General features: G+C 43.3%; 16 protein-coding genes and 2 tRNA genes. 14 read left to right on the forward strand and 4 right to left on the reverse strand.

The window, feature by feature from the left end:
* The first annotated feature begins 208 nt into the window (after positions 1-208).
* Positions 209-592, forward strand: a complete 384-nt coding sequence (locus tag ACN0QW_RS04165) for a hypothetical protein (RefSeq protein ID WP_417429048.1) — start codon at positions 209-211, stop codon at positions 590-592.
* 743 nt (positions 593-1335) lie between these two features.
* Here the strand turns inward: ACN0QW_RS04165 and ACN0QW_RS04170 are convergent.
* The gene (locus ACN0QW_RS04170; protein ID WP_417429050.1) at positions 1336-1542 is read right to left on the reverse strand and encodes a hypothetical protein; all 207 of its coding nucleotides are present in this window, start codon (positions 1540-1542) and stop codon (positions 1336-1338) included.
* A 498-nt stretch (positions 1543-2040) separates the two neighbouring features.
* On the opposite strand from ACN0QW_RS04170, the gene ACN0QW_RS04175 reads away from it, so the two are divergent.
* On the forward strand, positions 2041-2466 hold the full coding sequence (locus ACN0QW_RS04175; protein ID WP_417429052.1) for a FecR family protein: 426 nt from the start codon (positions 2041-2043) through the stop codon (positions 2464-2466).
* A gap of 26 nt (positions 2467-2492) precedes the next feature.
* On the forward strand, positions 2493-3098 hold the full coding sequence (locus tag ACN0QW_RS04180; protein WP_417429054.1) for an OmpA family protein: 606 nt from the start codon (positions 2493-2495) through the stop codon (positions 3096-3098).
* A gap of 17 nt (positions 3099-3115) precedes the next feature.
* Here the strand turns inward: ACN0QW_RS04180 and ACN0QW_RS04185 are convergent, their stop codons facing one another.
* The gene (locus ACN0QW_RS04185; protein ID WP_417429056.1) at positions 3116-5176 is read right to left on the reverse strand and encodes a CHASE2 domain-containing protein; all 2061 of its coding nucleotides are present in this window, start codon (positions 5174-5176) and stop codon (positions 3116-3118) included.
* Positions 5177-5396: 220 nt separating this feature from the next.
* Between ACN0QW_RS04185 and ACN0QW_RS04190 the strand changes: the two genes are divergently transcribed.
* Positions 5397-6023 carry a response regulator transcription factor gene (locus tag ACN0QW_RS04190; protein WP_417429058.1) on the forward strand — a complete coding sequence of 209 codons (627 nt, stop codon included), beginning with the start codon at positions 5397-5399 and terminating at the stop codon, positions 6021-6023.
* Positions 6024-6309: 286 nt separating this feature from the next.
* On the opposite strand, the gene glnA is transcribed toward ACN0QW_RS04190, so the two are convergent.
* Together glnA and ACN0QW_RS04200 are read right to left on the reverse strand one after the other, a co-directional pair.
* Complete coding sequence (glnA, locus tag ACN0QW_RS04195) at positions 6310-7719, reverse strand: type I glutamate--ammonia ligase (RefSeq protein ID WP_417429060.1); 1410 nt, start codon at positions 7717-7719, stop codon at positions 6310-6312.
* A gap of 59 nt (positions 7720-7778) precedes the next feature.
* On the reverse strand, positions 7779-8117 hold the full coding sequence (locus ACN0QW_RS04200) for a P-II family nitrogen regulator (RefSeq protein ID WP_085900312.1): 339 nt from the start codon (positions 8115-8117) through the stop codon (positions 7779-7781).
* Between the two features lie 564 nt (positions 8118-8681).
* Here ACN0QW_RS04200 and ACN0QW_RS04205 point away from each other — a divergent pair.
* The 10 genes from ACN0QW_RS04205 to clpX all read left to right on the forward strand — a co-directional run bounded on the left by ACN0QW_RS04205 (position 8682) and on the right by clpX (position 17424).
* A tRNA-His gene (locus ACN0QW_RS04205) sits at positions 8682-8758 on the forward strand.
* Between the two features lie 180 nt (positions 8759-8938).
* The gene (locus ACN0QW_RS04210) at positions 8939-9292 is read left to right on the forward strand and encodes a PilZ domain-containing protein (RefSeq protein ID WP_417429062.1); all 354 of its coding nucleotides are present in this window, start codon (positions 8939-8941) and stop codon (positions 9290-9292) included.
* A gap of 109 nt (positions 9293-9401) precedes the next feature.
* Positions 9402-10361 (forward strand): tetratricopeptide repeat protein, encoded by a 960-nt coding sequence (locus tag ACN0QW_RS04215; protein ID WP_417429064.1) that lies wholly within the window; start codon positions 9402-9404, stop codon positions 10359-10361.
* Between the two features lie 156 nt (positions 10362-10517).
* Positions 10518-11987 (forward strand): NAD(P)H-hydrate dehydratase, encoded by a 1470-nt coding sequence (locus tag ACN0QW_RS04220; protein ID WP_417429066.1) that lies wholly within the window; start codon positions 10518-10520, stop codon positions 11985-11987.
* A gap of 142 nt (positions 11988-12129) precedes the next feature.
* Entirely contained in the window at positions 12130-12381 is a 252-nt protein-coding gene (locus tag ACN0QW_RS04225; RefSeq protein ID WP_417429068.1) for a hypothetical protein, read from the forward strand.
* Between the two features lie 288 nt (positions 12382-12669).
* A complete protein-coding gene (locus ACN0QW_RS04230) occupies positions 12670-13413 on the forward strand; it encodes a DUF4197 domain-containing protein (protein WP_417429070.1) in 744 nt (247 codons plus the stop codon).
* Positions 13414-13562: 149 nt separating this feature from the next.
* Positions 13563-13647 (forward strand) — tRNA-Leu (locus tag ACN0QW_RS04235).
* A 105-nt stretch (positions 13648-13752) separates the two neighbouring features.
* Entirely contained in the window at positions 13753-15180 is a 1428-nt protein-coding gene (gene tig / locus ACN0QW_RS04240; RefSeq protein WP_417429072.1) for a trigger factor, read from the forward strand.
* A gap of 145 nt (positions 15181-15325) precedes the next feature.
* Positions 15326-15970: an ATP-dependent Clp endopeptidase proteolytic subunit ClpP gene (gene clpP, locus ACN0QW_RS04245; protein ID WP_299373927.1), complete on the forward strand. Its 645-nt coding sequence runs from the start codon at positions 15326-15328 to the stop codon at positions 15968-15970.
* Positions 15971-16158: 188 nt separating this feature from the next.
* The gene (gene clpX, locus ACN0QW_RS04250; protein ID WP_047763630.1) at positions 16159-17424 is read left to right on the forward strand and encodes an ATP-dependent Clp protease ATP-binding subunit ClpX; all 1266 of its coding nucleotides are present in this window, start codon (positions 16159-16161) and stop codon (positions 17422-17424) included.
* Positions 17425-17519: the final 95 nt, after the last annotated feature.

A 17519-nucleotide genomic window follows, 5' to 3' on the forward strand; every position in this document is an offset into this window, starting at 1 on the left:
ATTTTATTCCTGATGTATATCGCCTAGACTCCGACAGGGTAAGGTGTGGGGCAAAGTTGAATTTGGTGATGCTTGATGGCGGTGACTGGATTCACATCTGTGGTTTTGTATTTCATAAAACTCACCGGGTTGTGAAAAGCATTACTGCATTGCCTCTGTTATAGATAGCGAACTATTATTGTTAGATAGAATTCTTCTTGGGGACGTTATGCAAAAAAATCCTGCCATTATCCGTTATGTACTGTTGCCTCTCATATTGCTTTTTTCTTTTTTGAATCCTGTGGTTGCAGGCGAGGCAGATGTTATTAATGTTAAAGGTTACAAAGATGGCGATAGTGGTTGGAGCTTTGATGTGACGGTGCGTCATGATGACACAGGTTGGGATCATTACGCTAACCGTTGGGAGGTCATCACCGAAGACGAAACCATTTTAGCAACACGTGTTCTTCACCATCCGCATGAGAATGAGCAACCCTTTACAAGATCTTTGTCTGGCGTTCAGATTCCAAAGAGCATAAAAAAAGTTTTTATAAGGGCGCATGATAGCGTACATGGCTACGGAGGACAGGTGAAACCTTTCGTTGTGGAATAATATATTACAAAAAAACGACGGAAAAATACGTTGACATCGTCAAATTTCACACAACGGCAGTTGATTTTTTTTCTCACTTACATTATTTAATACTTGTGCAATGCACAAAGTGCCTTTGTTTGAGTCTCCGTTCCGTTTCTTACTACATAAGTCTCTATGTAGTCGACTGTCGGAATCGCCACAATTTGAGACGCTACACAAAATGTATAGATACAGTGCTGTTTTATGATTTTAAATAGTTCTGTTTCCTGTGCATTTGTCCATAGGGTGTCAGATAGTGATGGCTCTTGACGAGCTTTGGAGACCTTCTTCTTCTGCTTTTTTCGCGGAAGAACTTAAATAATTATCTATTTACCTAGGACTACGGTTCTTGAGGTTATATTAAGTTACCGGATCCTACGGAGGGATTAATGAGCGATCAGTCCAATACAAAGCCGGTTTCTGACCGGGTGTATGAAAAGAAAAAACGTAGTTGTCTGAAGTGTCGGGAAAAGTTCGTGAGCGAATGGCCTGGCGAACGCATTTGCAAGACATGCAAGTCTTCTACCGCTTGGCGGGAAGGTATTGCGGCCTAATAAGTTATTGCAATAAATGACACATAACAAAAGCGCGGATCGTTTGACCGCGCTTTTGTTATGTCTGGGCCGGTGTTTTGTCTAAGTTTGGTGCCTAACAAGCCTTGTTTCAAAGTATTCTGGATTGCGTTATTAAGTTAGGTAGGCTTAAATCCTGATCTTTTTTATCTAAACCAAAATATCAACTCGACTTCCTCTGCCATCCGTAGGCGGCGCGAGTAATTTTTGACTACCAGAATTATCAGGATTTATGGTTTTGATTTTCTGTACTTCTATTGTGTTGGCTGTCGCAGGCTTAAAGGCTGGCCCCCGGTCCGCGCGGAGTTCAGGGGTAATGATTGTTCCCGTCCGTGTGTAGATAGGCGGAATATACATCGAAGCCTGTAATGTAAATTTGTGAATAAATTTTAATTAAAATACCATGTAATTTTACAAGTGTCTTTAAGTAAGTTGATAATGTTACATTAATGGTTGATTTTATTTATATAATTCAGCTTTTGCTTGTGATGGCAAATTTTAAGGCAATGTGCAGAGTAATATTTATGGGAATGGTTAAAGTATTGTTTCAGTATTATGCATAATGTTTAGATTTCTACATCAACGGTTTTTTGATATGTACGTAATTTAAAGATTATGTTTTTGATGGCTTTTGTTCGAAAATATTTAGCTACTCTCTTATACTTCTAGATTGATATTTGTTACTGATGTAAGTTGAATTACACAATATGGTAATATCAAGGATGTTGAATTGATACTTGTTATTACAGGGTTGATTTGCGTTAAGACGTACCTGAATTTTTTATAGAACTAAAAGGTTGTGAAACGATGTTTCTTGTCAGGAAATTAAGCTCGTCATTTTTAAAATTGGCTTTTATGTCGCTTTTGTTTGCGTCGACTTCAGTGGTGCAGGCAGATGAAAATGCAATAGCTTATGTAAAGGTACTAAATGGTGCCTGTTATGTTGAAAGTGCGGGTGCCGAGCGGATTCTTCAAATCGGGGACCCTTTGTACAAGAATGACATTGTTAAAACGCGTAATGAATCGTCGTTAGGGGTTTCGTTTCGAGATAACACCCTTGTTTCTTTGGGGAGTAATTCTTCCCTGAAACTGAATAATTTTGAATTCGATCCTGATAACAAAAAGCTAGCTTTTGCTGTACAGCTTTTTGAAGGAACGCTTTTATATATTTCGGGCATTATCGCAAAGCTGACTAAAAACCCAGATGAGGATTTACAAATATCAACGCCTGCCGGAACAATATCTGTTCGGGGCACTAAGATGTTTGTACGTGCAGAATAATGTCAGTGGACAAGGGGGATCGTTTAATGCCTAAATTTATATCCAAATTTCTATTATCTATTTTTTTCTTGGTTCTGGCTGGCTGTTCGGCGCCTCGTGGTAACTATGTTATTCTGTTGCCAGAGGAAGATGGGAGTGTTGGTGAAGTCAGTGTTCGAAACGATGCTGGTGTACAAACTATTTCTTCGGTTAATACCGTCGTAGAAATTCCAGATGACAAAGCGCCTAAAAAACCAAGAGAACTTTCAAATGATATTGTTGCCAAGTTGGTTGCTGAAACAGAGGCAGCTCAACCGCCAAAGCCACTATCATTCTTCTTCTTCTTTGGCTTTGATAGCGCAGAGCTAACAGAGGAATCAAATGTGATTTTTGCATCCGTTTTAGCTGAAATTGCCACAAGAGAAACTGTGGATATCAGCCTTATTGGTCATACTGACACCATTGGTGCTTCAGATTACAATAAAGAGCTGGGCCTTCGCAGGGCGGGTAATTTGCGGGACAAGCTAATCGAGAACGGGATCGATGGTGGGTCTATTGATATCAAATCTCTGGGCGAGGAAAATCCACTTGGTGGCGGTGAAGGGCAAGGTGGCCGAGCGTTCAACCGTAGAGTTGATATGGTATTGCGTTAAAACACTACAAATACCTTTTAGTCACGAAGGGGGAGAGTAAACTTGAAAGTTGCTCCCCCTTTTTTGTTGCCTTCTACCCATAGATTACCGCCCCAAGCTTCTATAATCGAGCGGCTGATTGCCAAGCCTAATCCTGTGCCTTGTTCTTTTGTCGTAAAGAAAGGTTTGAAGAGATCTTTTTTCTGATCAGATGTTAGTCCTGGGCCTGTATCGCTTACGGCAACCTCAATCATACCTTTGGGGTTTTCGCATGTTGAAATTAGTATTTCATGGTTATTTCTATCGACTTCTTCTGTTGCCTGTTTTGCATTACGAATCAGGTTAAGGAGGACTTGGTGTAATTGAATTTCGTTTGCTGTGCCATTTGTAATGTTTGGGGCAAGGTTTGTGTTTATGGTAACTTTCTCTCCTAAGTCAGAATCATTGAGTAATTCAATTTCTTCGATAATTATCTGGTTTATATTAAGGGGCATCAGGCTGGTCTTGCCCGTTTCGGCTGCATCCCGGATTGTTCGTAGAATTTCATTCCCGCGGTCAGCTTGCTTTAGAATTTTCTCTAAAACAGGTTTGATTGTTTCTTGATCAAGATTGCCTTTATCCAGAATTTTTTTGGCTGCGTTTGTGAAGTTATAAATGGCTGCAAGGGGCTGATTGAGTTCGTGTGCAATAGATGAAGAAAGCTTCTGGACTGAGCTTTTGCCGATGGTGTGAAGTAGCTCATTTTGTAGTTTTCTGATCCGTGCTTCTTTTTCGCGTTCCATTTGTGCAGCGATTCTGGCTTCTTCTCGCCTGCGTGTTTGTTCCATTACAAAACCGGTGGAAACGGAAATCATAAACATGATTAATGTGAGTATCATCGGCAGGGAAGGGTCAAAGAGCTCTAATCTCAAAGCGAACAGGCCAGAAGATGCAAGGACGGTTATCCAGCATAAAACAGCAAATGTAACGGTAACTTCTAAGGCTCCGTGTCGTTTGTGAACGACAAGGAAAATGATACCAATTAAAAGCAGGTAACTTAATTCTATCCAGAAGAAAGAGGAGGGACGCGTTAGGAGTGTGTCGGTCAGCATGTTATCCAGAGCCTGAGCGTGAACTGCTAGGCCTGACAAGCTTGATCCTACTGGCGTTAGTGTATGATCGGCTATACCAAGGGCAGTTACCCCTAGAATGACAATTTTATCTTTAAAAAGAGTGTCGTCGGTTGCGTCTGTAAGTGTTTCATAGGCTGATACGTTTATGTAATCGGAATTTTTACTGAAATAGATCCAGGGTTTACCTCGATTGCTCATGGTCAAATCGAATGAATTTAATTTGATACTTTTGAGCTTATTGTTTTCTGTCGTTAATTCAATTTGGTCTGCATTGTTAACGACGCGCAGGGTTTCTATCTCAAATGACGGGATAATTGTACCGTTTACATTGTATAGCAAGGGGAGCTGTCGAATAATCCCGTCTCGTTCTGATGCCAGATTGTTGACACCTTGTGTTGTCGCCTTTTCGAGCTGCTCTATGTTTCTGAGGACATAGTTAAACTGTGGTAAGGTCGACCTGACATCATCCCCGTACATTTTTATACTTGTTGTTGTTTCGATCGGGGCACGCTGATCTGTGCCATAACCTGTGGCCATGCCCAAAATAACAGGATGGCCATTGAGTGCATCGGCAAGAATGTCATCATATGAGGGGAAGTTCTGCTTAAGCGGCGTTAATTGCTGTGCGAGTGTCGGATTGTTCTGAATGATAAGACTGGGGGAAGTTCTGTCCGGTTCAGGAAAAACGATATCTATTGCCAGAGCGCGTGGGGATTGCAGTAGGATCTTATGAGTAAGATCTGCAAGAATATTCCTTTGCCAAGGCCATTGCCCTTTTGCTTTGAGGCTCTTTTCATCAATCTCTACCAGCACAATATTCTGAGTTTCTTCTTGATTTGGGCTTATCTTTTGAAACACATCAAAAGTGTTGTGACGCAGAATTCTTATGGCCCATGGATCTGAAACTTTAAGGGCGACCACACAAAACAAAACAGCCACCAGTATCGTGGTTGTTTTCGAAAAGGCTTTGGTCGCAAATGTCAGCATTTACTGTGGTCGATAATCATATTATTTGCAATCTAGCGCGAGCTGTCTTCTGGTTGTCGGGATCAAATCTATTCTGCTTGTGATCAGGAAAGCAAACTAGAGCTTGTTGTCTTTCTTATTGTTGTAAATAATGCTTGGAAGGCTTTGGAATATTTAGATACCTGTTTGATAGTTTGTTGTAGAATGAGGCAGAGTTCAAACGGTTTTGCTGAGAGACGATATGTATATATACATTATTGATGACGACGATGCTGTACGTGAATCTACTGAATTGCTATTAAGTACGTCCTCTTTTGAGGCTTCTATTCAGACTTTTGCATCAGCAGAAGAATTTTTTTCTGAAAACCTGCTTGGTCATTCTGGTTGTATCCTCTTGGATATACGGATGCCCGGAATGGATGGTGTTGAGGCACTTAAACAAATTAAAGCATCAGATAGTAATCTTGTTGTTGTCATGATCTCTGGTCACGGCGATATTCCAAAAGCTGTTGAAACAATGAAGGCAGGGGCCTTTAGTTTTGTTGAAAAACCATTCTCTGATACGGAAATCACCGAGATTGTGACTTCAGCTTTTCAGCAAAGCGAGGCGCAGCAAGAAGAATCAGAGCTTAGAGCTCATGCTGTTGATGTTATTGAAAAACTCACTCCTCGAGAAAAAGAAGTTTTGGATAAGCTTGTTCTTGGGCTTTTGAATAAGGTCATTGCCTATGAGTTGGGTATCAGCACTCGAACAGTTGAGGTTCATCGCGCCAGAATAATGGAAAAGCTGGATGTCAGAAGCTTACCGGAAATGGTGAGGCTTTGTCTTTTGGCAGAAGGAAAAGATAAAGCCTTGGTCGCAACTTAAATCTTAGTGCGTGGCAGGCAGTTTGATTGGGGGTGCTAGATACACCCCGTGCAAAGGGGGGTGTCACTTCGGGGGATGTGAAGTGACCGTGCACCAAGGCATACCTAGCTGATTAAAGAGATAAGAATAATTTCGTTCAGTTGTAATTGAGTGATTTACGTAGATAGAACTACCTATAAATGACAAAAGCCCCCGATCATTCGGGGGCTTTTGTTTGATGTATTATCCCTTGAAGATGAGGGCTTTCGAGAAAAGAAGCCTGGGGATAATCAATTATATTACAGCATCAAGCGCTGTAATACATATCGAACTCAACAGGGTGAGGTGTCATTTCAAAGCGCTGTACTTCTTCCCATTTAAGGTTGATGTAAGCTTCGATCTGATCTTTAGAGAACACGTCACCAGCAAGCAGGAACTCGTTGTCTGATTCCAGTGCTTCTAGAGCTTCTCTTAAAGATCCACAAACTGTTGGGATGTCTTTGAGCTCTTCTGCTGGTAGATCATAGAGATCTTTGTCCATCGCATCGCCAGGGTGGATTTTGTTACGAATACCGTCAAGGCCAGCCATTAGAAGAGCTGAAAATGCCAGGTATGGGTTTGCAACAGGATCCGGGAAACGAACTTCTACACGTTTTGTTTTGGGGTTCGAGCCGTGTGGGATACGGCAAGATGCAGAACGGTTACGTGCAGAATAAGCAAGGAGTACAGGGGCCTCAAAACCAGGAACAAGTCGCTTGTAGCTGTTTGTTGATGGGTTTGTGAAAGCGTTAAGTGCTTTTGCGTGTTTGATGACGCCGCCAATGTAGTGCAGGCAAGTTTCAGAAAGACCTGCATAGCTTTCGCCTGCAAAAGTTGCTTTACCGTCTTTCCATATTGACTGGTGGCAGTGCATACCTGAGCCGTTATCGCCAGCAACTGGCTTTGGCATAAAGGTAGCTGTCTTGCCATAAGCGTGTGCAACGTTTTGTACAACATACTTATAAATCTGTAGTTCGTCAGCTGCGCGCACAAGTGTGTTGAATTTAACGCCGAGCTCATGTTGTGATGGAGCGACTTCGTGGTGATGTTTTTCAGCTTCAACGCCCATTGCTTTAAGCACAGTGGTCATTTCAGCACGAAGATCAATACCAGTATCAACTGGGCCTACAGGAACATAGCCACCTTTAATACGAGGACGATGACCAGAGTTGCCGCCATCAATTTCAGCACGGTTCATGTGTGGAGATTCTTCATCATCCAGCTGAAAGAAGGTGCTGTGGCTGTTTGTGTCAAACTGAACATTATCAAATACGAAGAATTCAGCTTCCGGTCCAAAATAAACAGTGTCTCCGATGCCCGTGGACTGTAGATATGCTTCGGCACGTTCAGCAGTTGCACGGGGGTCGCGATTGTAAAGTAGGCCTGAATCCGGCTCGTATACTGTACAGGTTAAAATAATTTGTGCCTGTGCAGAAAACGGATCCATAACAGCGGATGTAAGATCGGGTTTGATGATCATGTCTGATTCGTTGATTGCTCTCCAGCCTTCGATGGAGGAGCCATCAAACAAAATGCCGTCTTCTAGTTCGTCTTCTCCAACAGCAGAAGCACACATTGTCATGTGGTGCCATTTTCCGCGTGGGTCTGTAAAACGGTAATCAACGAATTCAACTTCGTTTTCCTTGATCATATCAAGGACGCTCTTTACGTCAGCCATAAGCTCTTTCCTTTGTAGTAAAGTATTTTCTTTATGGGATGTGTTGTTATTTGATTAGATTAGATGGCGTCGCCGCCGCGTTCGCCTGTTCTTATGCGTATTACTTCTTCGATGTGGCTAACAAAAATTTTGCCATCACCGATACGGCCGGTTTGGGCTGCTTGTTGTATTGCTTCGGTAGCGCGCTCTGCCAGTTCGTCTTCAAGCACAATTTCAACTTTTACCTTTGGTAAAAAGTCGACAACGTATTCTGCACCGCGATAAAGCTCTGTATGGCCTTTTTGGCGGCCAAAACCCTTGGCCTCAGTAACGGTGATACCATTAATGCCGACTTCATGAAGGGCTTCTTTCACTTCGTCGAGTTTGAAAGGTTTAATGATCGCTTCGATCTTTTTCATTTGTCCGAATGCTCCAGCATCAGTAGGGGGCGGCTCTTTCGTCCATATTGTTATGCACCCTTAGTTGCATGATGCATGCCAACTCTAAAACGGCTAATTTTAGGGGTATAAAAAAATGCTCTGGATTGGGGTGCCTTTTTTTTGTGCATTATGTGCCTAAAATTTAGGTTTGCGGGCGGTATTTGATTATATTCACGTCATTTGAGTGATGTGAGGATTCGACCGTGATCGCTTATACTAAGGGGCTTGTGGTCTTTGTGAGTGCTTTTGCGTTCAGGTGATCTTACCAAGCCGGAGAATATGATCGGAGTCAGGAATCCGTTATTCATGAGGTTAAGGTAGAACTAAGGGAAAATTCTTGATTCCTGATAGGGTCTGTCGATTAGCGATATATTACGGTTTAAGGGAGTTTTACTTTTATTCTGGCTTGGTGGGTGTCCATAATAACAAGAAGAGAGTGAAAACAATTTTCTTTGTGTGTACAGTTGCGCTTGACGGCTTCACTCTATGTGTATAAAAGCTCGCTCATCGGTAACGAATATACGTTACCTCGTTGACCTTGTGGTGGCTGTAGCTCAGTTGGTTAGAGCACCGGTTTGTGGTACCGGGGGTCGGGGGTTCAAGTCCCCTCAGCCACCCCATGTCAATGTAAGTCTTAGGTGTGCGCGGTAGCCATTTGGTTTGCCGCTTTTTTTGTGCCTCAAGCCGGCTGGTCGATCACAGATATTTTATTTTCGACCATTATTTTCTTAACGACTGATTAGGTTGTTTTGATTTATCATTAATTTGACATAATTGTTTCATTGATGAAGGCATGTGTGATGGAAAATAACGCGATCTCTGGTGAAGATAGACGCCAGGCTCCCAGATTTCCGACTTCTGAACCGATTTCCCTAAAAGTTGTTGATAGAGACGGTCAAGCGGTTATGACAACCATCGCTGATTTGTCTTTTGGTGGATTTTGTCTCAAGGGGAATCTAGGGGCTGATATCGGTGAAGAAGTTACGCTGACACATTCCATTGCCGGCGAATTCCAAGGTGAGGTTATGTGGCAACGGGATAATCAGATCGGTGTACGCGTTATAATGTCTTCAGGTAATCGCGAAAAATTGCTCCAATACACCTGTTTGGCTTTGTTTCCGGATAAGGATGTTCCGGAACAAATAAGATCCTGAAATAAATTTTCAACTAAATAAATGTTCATAATGTGAAGGTCATTGTTGAGCCATATTGATCTAATATGTAGGTTCACACCTGTAATTTAGATTCGTAGGTTTCAATAGTATGCGTAAGACCCTTAGTCGTGTCCTTCTTGTTAGTGTAATGACACTATCACCGTTACATATCGTAAAAGCAGATGATTATTTGAACGGTGTAACGGCCTTTGAACAGGGAGATCATGCGCTTGCTTTGTCATTCTGGTTGCCGTTAGCAGAGAATGGACACGGAAAAGCCCAATACAGTTTGGGGAAGCTTTACGAAACACCAGAGTTTGGTAGCGAGCCAAAATATCTCGAAGCAATTAAGTGGTACGAAGCTGCTGCGAGTCAGGGTGTTGCTGCTGCTCAAAACAATCTTGGCCGTTTGTATGCGCAGGGTAAAGGTGTCGAGTCCGATCAGGCGAAGGCCGTCGGGTATTGGCGTATGGCTTCGGAATCGGATCATCCGATGGCGCAATATAATTTGGGACTTGCCCTTTTCCGTGGCGAAGGCGTCGCGCAAAATTTTGAGCGCGCTGTTTTTTGGTTCCATCAATCGGCAAATAATAATGTTTCTGGTGCTCAATATGCCTTGGGCGAAGTCTATCGCCTTGGTCTGTCCGTTCCAGTCGATAATCAAGTGGCTGAAAAGTGGTATAAGGCAGCTGCAAGAAATGGTAGTGCCTCTGCATCTGATAAACTTTCCGAACTAGCTCAGTTGAAAGCTGTTGAAGTGAAAGAGGCGGACGCGCAGCCTGTCATTGGGGAGCAGGCCATTGAAAATTCAGACCTGGCTATTGCTTTAGAGGCAGCTTCTGAAGAGGTGTCTACCAGTGTTGTAGAGGTTTCGGTCCCTAAGCCAGAACCAAAGCCTGTGGTAAGGCCAGAGCCTGTTCCGGCAGAGACGACTGCTGCTGCGGACGTTGTTGCATTGATTGGCCCGCTTAAGGATGACCGTAACTTCAGGCCAAAGAAAAACCCCCGAGGCTATACTGGTGTTGGTAGTTTGTTGGCGCCAAAGCCCAAATTTAATCCCAAAAGGTGATTTTTTAGTGTGGGTTTTGTTGCTGGCAAGCCAGCCAGCATAGTTTTTTCTTTTCTGCTCAGCTGTTAGGTCTTGGGCGCATCTATATCAATGCCTGAAAGGACACTCGTGGTATGATAATAGTTAGAAATATTTCTCTAACTATTATGGCTTTTGATGATGTGTAGGGGTGATCATTCTCTTCTTAGTGTTCGCGATATGTATCAAGCGGATAGCTTGGCGATAAAATCTGGTGTGTCTGGAGTTTCATTGATGCGACATGCCGGGCAAGCTGTTGCGCAGGTTGTTTGTGATATCATTCCTGAGGGACGGGTGCTTGTGCTCTGTGGTCCTGGCAATAATGGCGGGGATGGTTTTGCCGCCGCCGCGGTGTTGAGAGAGCGGGGGTATGAGGTTCAACTCTATTCAATGTTGCCGATATCAGAATTTGAGGGCGATGCCCTGCATTTTGCTCTGGAGTGGCAGGGAAGTGTTGTTTGTGAGCTTGGTGTGGAAAACTTTGAGCAAGCAGACGTTATTATTGACGCTCTTTTCGGGGCGGGGCTAACACGTCCCCTTGATCGTGATTGCTGTAATTATGTTGGGTGGTCGCGAGAGAAGTGTGTTGTTGCTGTCGATGTGCCAAGTGGTGTATCCGGTGATACAGGTGAGGTTGTTGGAAGTGTCGCTTTTCGTGCGAACAAAACGGTTACTTTTTCTCTAAAAAAGACCGGGCATTGTCTTTACCCTGGTGCTGATTTGTGTGGTGAAATTGTCGTTGCTGATATTGGTATTCCAAAAGAAGTTACGGCCAGCTTGTCTTTGAACTGTCAGGAAAATCATCCAGATCTATGGTGTGATCAGATCCCTCGCTATCAGTATGGCCGTCATAAATACGATTTTGGCCATAGTCTCGTGTGGGGTGGCCAGATGTCGGGTGCGGGGCGATTGGCTGCGATGTCGGCGGTGCGGGTTGGTTCCGGCCTTGTGACAGTTCTTAGTTCTGATACTGACAGATTAATCTATGCGCTAACTTCTCCAAGCCTTATGGTAGAGGGGCATAAAAATCTTGAAGAGCTAAAGGCGTTTTTGAAAAATAGAAAAATTAGCTCCTTTGTTTTGGGGCCTGGGGCTGGGCGAGGGCATGCCTTCAAGTCTCTTGTTTCTTCTGTGCTGGAGAACGCTTTTGTTCCTTTGGTGCTTGATGCTGACGCGATCAGTGTTTTCGAAGATAGTCCAGAGCAACTGCGAACTTTGTTGAATGATCAAGTAATTATTACGCCTCATGAAGGAGAGTTTAAGAGGCTTTTTCCTGAGGTTCAGGGGGGCCGTCTAGAGCGTGCGCGTCAAGCTGCAAGAGCGGCTGGATGTATTGTTGTCTTGAAGGGAGTAGATACAATTATTGCGTCACCAAATGCTCAGGCTGTCATTAATACTAACGCGCCTTATTGGTTGGCGAAGGGCGGCACTGGAGATGTGCTTGCTGGTATTATTACGGGGTTACTTGCGCAAGGGTTGTTTCTATTTGATGCTGCTTGTGCTGGTGTCTGGCTGCATAGTGATGCTGCGCAAAGGATCGGAAGTACTATGATTGCTGATGATCTTGTTACATGTATTGGGAAGAGTATTGAACCCTTTAGGAGTTGAGGGTCATAAGTATAAATCTGTAACCCCTTAGAGTTACAAAAAAATATGTGATTTTTGATCTATTTATTTACTTTTATTTAATAGCTACCTGCGATTATTTGCACTGTCATGTATAGAAAGTGTTCGTATTTAGGGTTTAATTATGTCATTCGTTGATAGTCTATATAAGTTCAAGCGCGATTCAGATGAAGTCAAAGTTGGTCACAAGTATCGCTATGTGAATCCTCATCGGGTTGTCGAAACAGCTAAGGTTATTAATGTAAAGAAGGATACCTTTGGAATTCCGCATGTACATTTTGCGATCTCTGTTGATGGTGATACCAGCACAGGATTTGAAGATTTTAGAACACTAGGCCTTTCTAGCTTTTCAGAGCGTTACTGCCAGGCGGTTTAATGCTCTAAGCATTTAAGGAATAATCGGGAATATGATTACTTGGCCTTGAACTGAATGTTCAGGGCCTTTTGTATATTTCTTAGATGAGTGTGATTTCTTTGCGTTTAACGTTTTACGTATATATACGCGCTTTCCGAATCTGTTATATATGTAGATGTTTAGCTTAGTTCTTCTTTCTCGTTTAGAGACACTACGCTTCTCTCTTCACATCAAGAGTAAGAATTAAGCTAAACAACTACAAAACCTAACTTCAGTTAGGTTATTTTTTATCAGGTTCGGAATATATCGATGCTCAAAAAATCCATTACAGTTTCAGCTATTATTTCTCTTGCACTTGTTTCTTTGCCAGTGCAGGCAGACTTGTTTAGCGAAGGCCTTAAAGTCCTTAATGGTGAGAAGGCGCAGCAAGGAGAACAAAGTCAGGGGGATTTGAGTGTAGGAGAGATTTCTACTGGCTTGAAAGAAGCATTGCGTGTTGGGTCATCCCGTGTGGTTGATCAGGTCAGTTTAAAGGACGGCTTTAATGGGGACAGCAATATTCATATTCCTCTGCCAGAGAATCTAAAGCGAGTTCAAGGGGCATTGCGTAGCGTTGGCTTGTCTTCTATGGCAGATGATTTGGAGCTTAAGCTCAATCGCGGTGCAGAAAATGCATCCGTGGAGGCACGTGAACTCTTTATTGATACAATCTCTAAGATGACGCTGGAAGATGCGCGCCGAATTTATGAAGGACGCAATGATGAGGCGACTAGATATTTTCAAGAGAAAATGACTCCTGAGCTAAAAGCGAAATTTAAACCGATTATTGACCGCACGCTTTCTGAAGTTGGTGCGGTGAATAGTTACGAAGAAATGATTTCTAGCTACAAAGCGATTCCTTTTGTCCCTGATGTGAAGGCTGATTTGACTGAATATACGGTTTCTAAGGCGCTGGAAGGGCTGTTTTATTATCTAGCAAAGGAAGAAGAACAGATTCGTCAGAATCCAGTGGCACGAACAACAGAGATTCTTAAAAATGTTTTTGGCTCTTGATGAAAAAATAGAGATTGGCAGTATTCTGGGGTTTTTTGACGAATTAGTAAAAGCCGCGATAAGAAAATCAAAAAAAAATAACAAAATTGAAAAGTCTTAGTTGCGTCCTCCGTAATGATGTATTAAACCCCTCCAAATCGAGACGAAATGCGGGTGTGGCGGAATTGGTAGACGCACCAGATTTAGGTTCTGGCGCCGAGAGGCGTGGAGGTTCAAGTCCTCTCACCCGCACCATCTCGAAACTAATTTGTTTGACCCTGGAAGGCCAGCGCTGCCCGGGCAGCTTGCTTTTGTCCTCCAAGGTCTTTTTTACGTTAAAATGAAAGGCGTCGCCGGCAAATGCAGGTAACTGAGACAAACGCGGACAATCTGAAACGCGAATTTACGGTGGTCGTTCCCGCCAATGACATCGACGCAAAAATCGATAGTCGTCTGGTTGAGCTAAGTTCTCAAGTCAAGCTCCCAGGCTTCCGTCCTGGCAAAGTTCCAATGAAATTGATGAAGCAACGTTACGGTAAATCCGTGATGGGTGAAGTTCTCGAAGCATTGGTAAACGAAACCTCTCAGGAAGTTATCTCCGAGCGTAGCCTGCGTCCTGCAATGCAACCGAAAATCGAAGTTACCTCTTTTGATGATGGTAAAGATCTCGAATATTCAATCGCTTTTGAAATCATCCCTGATATCGAGCCTATGGATTTCGCTAAACTGAACCTTGAAAAGCTTTCTGTTGATGTTCCTGCAAAGGAAGTTGACGAATCTCTTGGTCGTATTGCTGAAAACCACAAAACTACTCAGCCGCTTAAGCGTAAGCGTAAAGCTAAAGAAGGCGATGTTGTAACAATCGACTTTAAAGGCACCGTTGGTGGTGAAGCTCTTCCTGGCATGGCTGGCGATGATTTTAAACTGGAGCTTGGCTCTGGTCAGTTCATTCCAGGTTTTGAAGATCAGGTTGTTGGCGCGAACGTTGACGATGACCTAACCGTAAATGTTACTTTCCCAGAAGGTTACGGCAACGAGAAGCTATCCGGTCAAGACGCTGTCTTTGAAGTTAAAGTAAAAGACATCGAAGAAACCGTTCCTGCTGAAGTTGATGATGCGCTTGCTGAAAAGCTTGGTGAAGAGAACCTCGAAAAACTTAAAGAGCGTGTTGCTGAGCAGGTTAAAGCTGAATATGATCGCATCGCACATTCTCATCTGAAGCGTGAAGTTCTTGATCAGCTTGCTGATAACCATGACTTCGATGTTCCAGAAGCAATGGTTGAATCTGAATTTGACGGTATCTGGAAACAGATCGAAGCCGACAAAGAGCAGGGCAAGCTTGACGAAGAAGATGCTGCTAAGTCTGAAGACGAGCTAAAAGCTGAGTATCAGGACATTGCTGTACGTCGCGTTCGTCTTGGTCTTCTTCTTTCCGAAGTTGGCAGTAAGAATGAAATTGATGTTACTCAAGAAGAACTGAACGCTGCTCTTCTTCAGGAAGCACGTAACTATCCTGGTCAAGAACAGGCTGTTTTCGAGTTCTATCAAAAGAACCCACAGGCTTTGGCAAACCTTCGTGCACCAGTATTCGAAGACAAGGTTGTTGATTTCATCGTTGATCTTGCAAAGGTTACTGAGAAATCCATTTCTCCTGATGATCTTCGTAAGCAGATCGAAGCTGAAAACGAAGCAGTAACAAAAAAGAAACCTGCCAAAAAAGCAGCTGCAAAAAAAGCTCCGGCCAAAAAGCCCGCTAAAAAAGCTGCTGCTAAAAAGGCAGATGCTTAAGGTCTGATCGCCTTAATAAAACTAAACGTGTTGTATGGGTTGTGCGAATCTCTCGCGCAACCCATATTACTTTCTAGTGAGATATAGTTAACGAGCTTAATTTGTTAATTAATATGTGACACGCGAATTACGTTGAGGGGAAGCTATGAGTGATCCACGCGATATATATATGAATACACTCGTTCCTATGGTTGTTGAGCAAACAAGCCGTGGTGAACGTTCTTATGATATCTACTCAAGGCTTCTAAAAGAGCGAATTATCTTTCTAACTGGTCAAGTAAACGATCAGGTAGCTAGCCTAATATGCGCTCAATTGCTGTTCCTTGAATCAGATAATCCAAAGAAAGATATTTCTTTCTATATCAACTCACCTGGCGGTGTGGTGACGTCTGGTTTGGCGATGTATGACACCATGCAATACATTAAACCCGAAGTTTCCACTGTGTGTGTTGGTCAGGCCGCATCTGCAGGGTCTTTGTTGTTGATGGCTGGTGCTAAAGGCAAGCGCTTCGCCCTGCCAAACTCCAAGATCATGATCCATCAACCTTCTGGTGGATTCCAGGGGCAGGTAACTGATATTGAGATTCATGCGAAAGATATCATCGACACCAGATCTCGCTTGAACAAGCTTTATGCCGACCACTGTGGTCAGCCAATTGAAGTAATTGAGCAGGGTATGGAGCGCGATAACTTTATGACACCCGATGAAGCTAAAACATTTGGGTTGATTGATGAGGTTATTTCTCACCGGGAAGCAGATGCTAGCGATAAAGGCGATGCATCTAAATAGTTGATAATTTGATCGGCACTGGGAAGAGTTCATTAACGAAGCTTTGTTATCCTCATTATAAAAGACAGGTACTTTATTGGTAATTGTCGAGGTGTTTTGCTTATAACATGGATTTTTCCCATTGTGCGGGTCGGGTCTGTCTGTCAACATGACCTAATATTGGGAATTGATTTCGAGGCTCATACGTAATGTCAAAATCGAGCGATAACGACTCGAAAAATACTCTCTACTGTTCCTTCTGCGGCAAGAGCCAGCATGAAGTTCGCAAGTTGATTGCGGGACCCACCGTCTTTATTTGTGACGAGTGTGTAGAACTATGTATGGATATCATTCGTGAAGAACATAAATCATCATTGGTAAAATCTGGTGACGGGGTACCTTCGCCACAGGATATCTGTGATGTGTTAAACGATTATGTCATCGGACAGGGGCACGCTAAAAAAGTGCTCTCTGTGGCTGTGCATAATCATTACAAACGTCTGGCACATGGGAATAAATCTGGTGATGTAGAACTCGCCAAGTCCAACATTATGCTCGTTGGTCCAACTGGTTGTGGTAAAACACTTCTGGCGCAGACCTTGGCGAGAATTCTGGACGTTCCCTTTACCATGGCTGATGCGACGACGCTTACTGAGGCAGGATATGTTGGTGAAGATGTTGAGAATATCATTCTCAAGCTTCTACAATCTGCTGATTACAACGTCGAGCGTGCGCAACGTGGTATCGTCTATATTGACGAGGTCGATAAGATCAGCCGGAAATCTGATAACCCATCCATTACACGTGACGTGTCTGGTGAAGGTGTTCAGCAGGCGTTGTTAAAGATCATGGAAGGCACTGTTGCCTCTGTGCCGCCACAGGGCGGACGGAAGCATCCGCAACAGGAATTCCTTCAGGTTGATACAACAAACATCCTCTTTATCGTTGGTGGAGCTTTTGCCGGACTGGATAAAATTATCTCTGGTCGTGGCAAAGGATCATCCATCGGTTTTGGTGCAGATGTCGTCGGGCCAGATGAACGAAGAATGGGTGACATCCTTCGCGAAGTTGAGCCAGAAGATTTGTTGAAATTCGGCTTGATCCCTGAATTTGTTGGACGTCTGCCTGTTGTTGCAACTCTTGAAGATCTTGATGCTGATGCATTGGTTGAAATTCTGTCCGAACCAAAGAACGCGTTGGTGAAGCAGTACAAACGTCTGTTCGATATGGAAGATGTTGCGCTGAACTTTACCGAGGGTGCGCTTTTGGGAATTGCTGAAAAGGCAATTGAACGGAAAACCGGTGCGCGTGGTCTGCGTTCTATCATGGAAGGTATTCTTCTTGATACAATGTACGAGCTGCCAGGCCTTAAAGGTGTCGAAGAAATTGTTATTAATAGCGAAGTTGTAACCGGTAAGGCGCAACCTCTCTATATATATGGTGATAGCAAGGAAGAGACCGGCACGGACGCATAATTTTCAAGGGTCATTTTTTATAATGCCTTGAAGGTTATGTACCTGTTCTTATCTATATAGTTGTTTATATTTATGGGGGGTGAGAAATCACCCCC

The organism is Kiloniella sp. (genome assembly GCF_048259265.1).
Taxonomy (GTDB): Bacteria; Pseudomonadota; Alphaproteobacteria; order Kiloniellales; family Kiloniellaceae; genus Kiloniella.

Excerpts from the sequence above, each read along its gene's own strand:
- ACN0QW_RS04165 (WP_417429048.1), top strand. The coding sequence starts at position 209 with ATGCAAAAAAATCCTGCCATTATCCGTTATGTACTGTTGCCTCTCATA.
- ACN0QW_RS04170 (WP_417429050.1), bottom strand. The coding sequence starts at position 1,542 with ATGTATATTCCGCCTATCTACACACGGACGGGAACAATCATTACCCCT.
- ACN0QW_RS04175 (WP_417429052.1), top strand. The coding sequence starts at position 2,041 with ATGTCGCTTTTGTTTGCGTCGACTTCAGTGGTGCAGGCAGATGAAAAT.
- ACN0QW_RS04180 (WP_417429054.1), top strand. The coding sequence starts at position 2,493 with ATGCCTAAATTTATATCCAAATTTCTATTATCTATTTTTTTCTTGGTT.
- ACN0QW_RS04185 (WP_417429056.1), bottom strand. The coding sequence starts at position 5,176 with ATGCTGACATTTGCGACCAAAGCCTTTTCGAAAACAACCACGATACTG.
- ACN0QW_RS04190 (WP_417429058.1), top strand. The coding sequence starts at position 5,397 with ATGTATATATACATTATTGATGACGACGATGCTGTACGTGAATCTACT.
- glnA (WP_417429060.1), bottom strand. The coding sequence starts at position 7,719 with ATGGCTGACGTAAAGAGCGTCCTTGATATGATCAAGGAAAACGAAGTT.
- ACN0QW_RS04200 (WP_085900312.1), bottom strand. The coding sequence starts at position 8,117 with ATGAAAAAGATCGAAGCGATCATTAAACCTTTCAAACTCGACGAAGTG.
- ACN0QW_RS04210 (WP_417429062.1), top strand. The coding sequence starts at position 8,939 with ATGGAAAATAACGCGATCTCTGGTGAAGATAGACGCCAGGCTCCCAGA.
- ACN0QW_RS04215 (WP_417429064.1), top strand. The coding sequence starts at position 9,402 with ATGCGTAAGACCCTTAGTCGTGTCCTTCTTGTTAGTGTAATGACACTA.
- ACN0QW_RS04220 (WP_417429066.1), top strand. The coding sequence starts at position 10,518 with ATGATGTGTAGGGGTGATCATTCTCTTCTTAGTGTTCGCGATATGTAT.
- ACN0QW_RS04225 (WP_417429068.1), top strand. The coding sequence starts at position 12,130 with ATGTCATTCGTTGATAGTCTATATAAGTTCAAGCGCGATTCAGATGAA.
- ACN0QW_RS04230 (WP_417429070.1), top strand. The coding sequence starts at position 12,670 with ATGCTCAAAAAATCCATTACAGTTTCAGCTATTATTTCTCTTGCACTT.
- tig (WP_417429072.1), top strand. The coding sequence starts at position 13,753 with ATGCAGGTAACTGAGACAAACGCGGACAATCTGAAACGCGAATTTACG.
- clpP (WP_299373927.1), top strand. The coding sequence starts at position 15,326 with ATGAGTGATCCACGCGATATATATATGAATACACTCGTTCCTATGGTT.
- clpX (WP_047763630.1), top strand. The coding sequence starts at position 16,159 with ATGTCAAAATCGAGCGATAACGACTCGAAAAATACTCTCTACTGTTCC.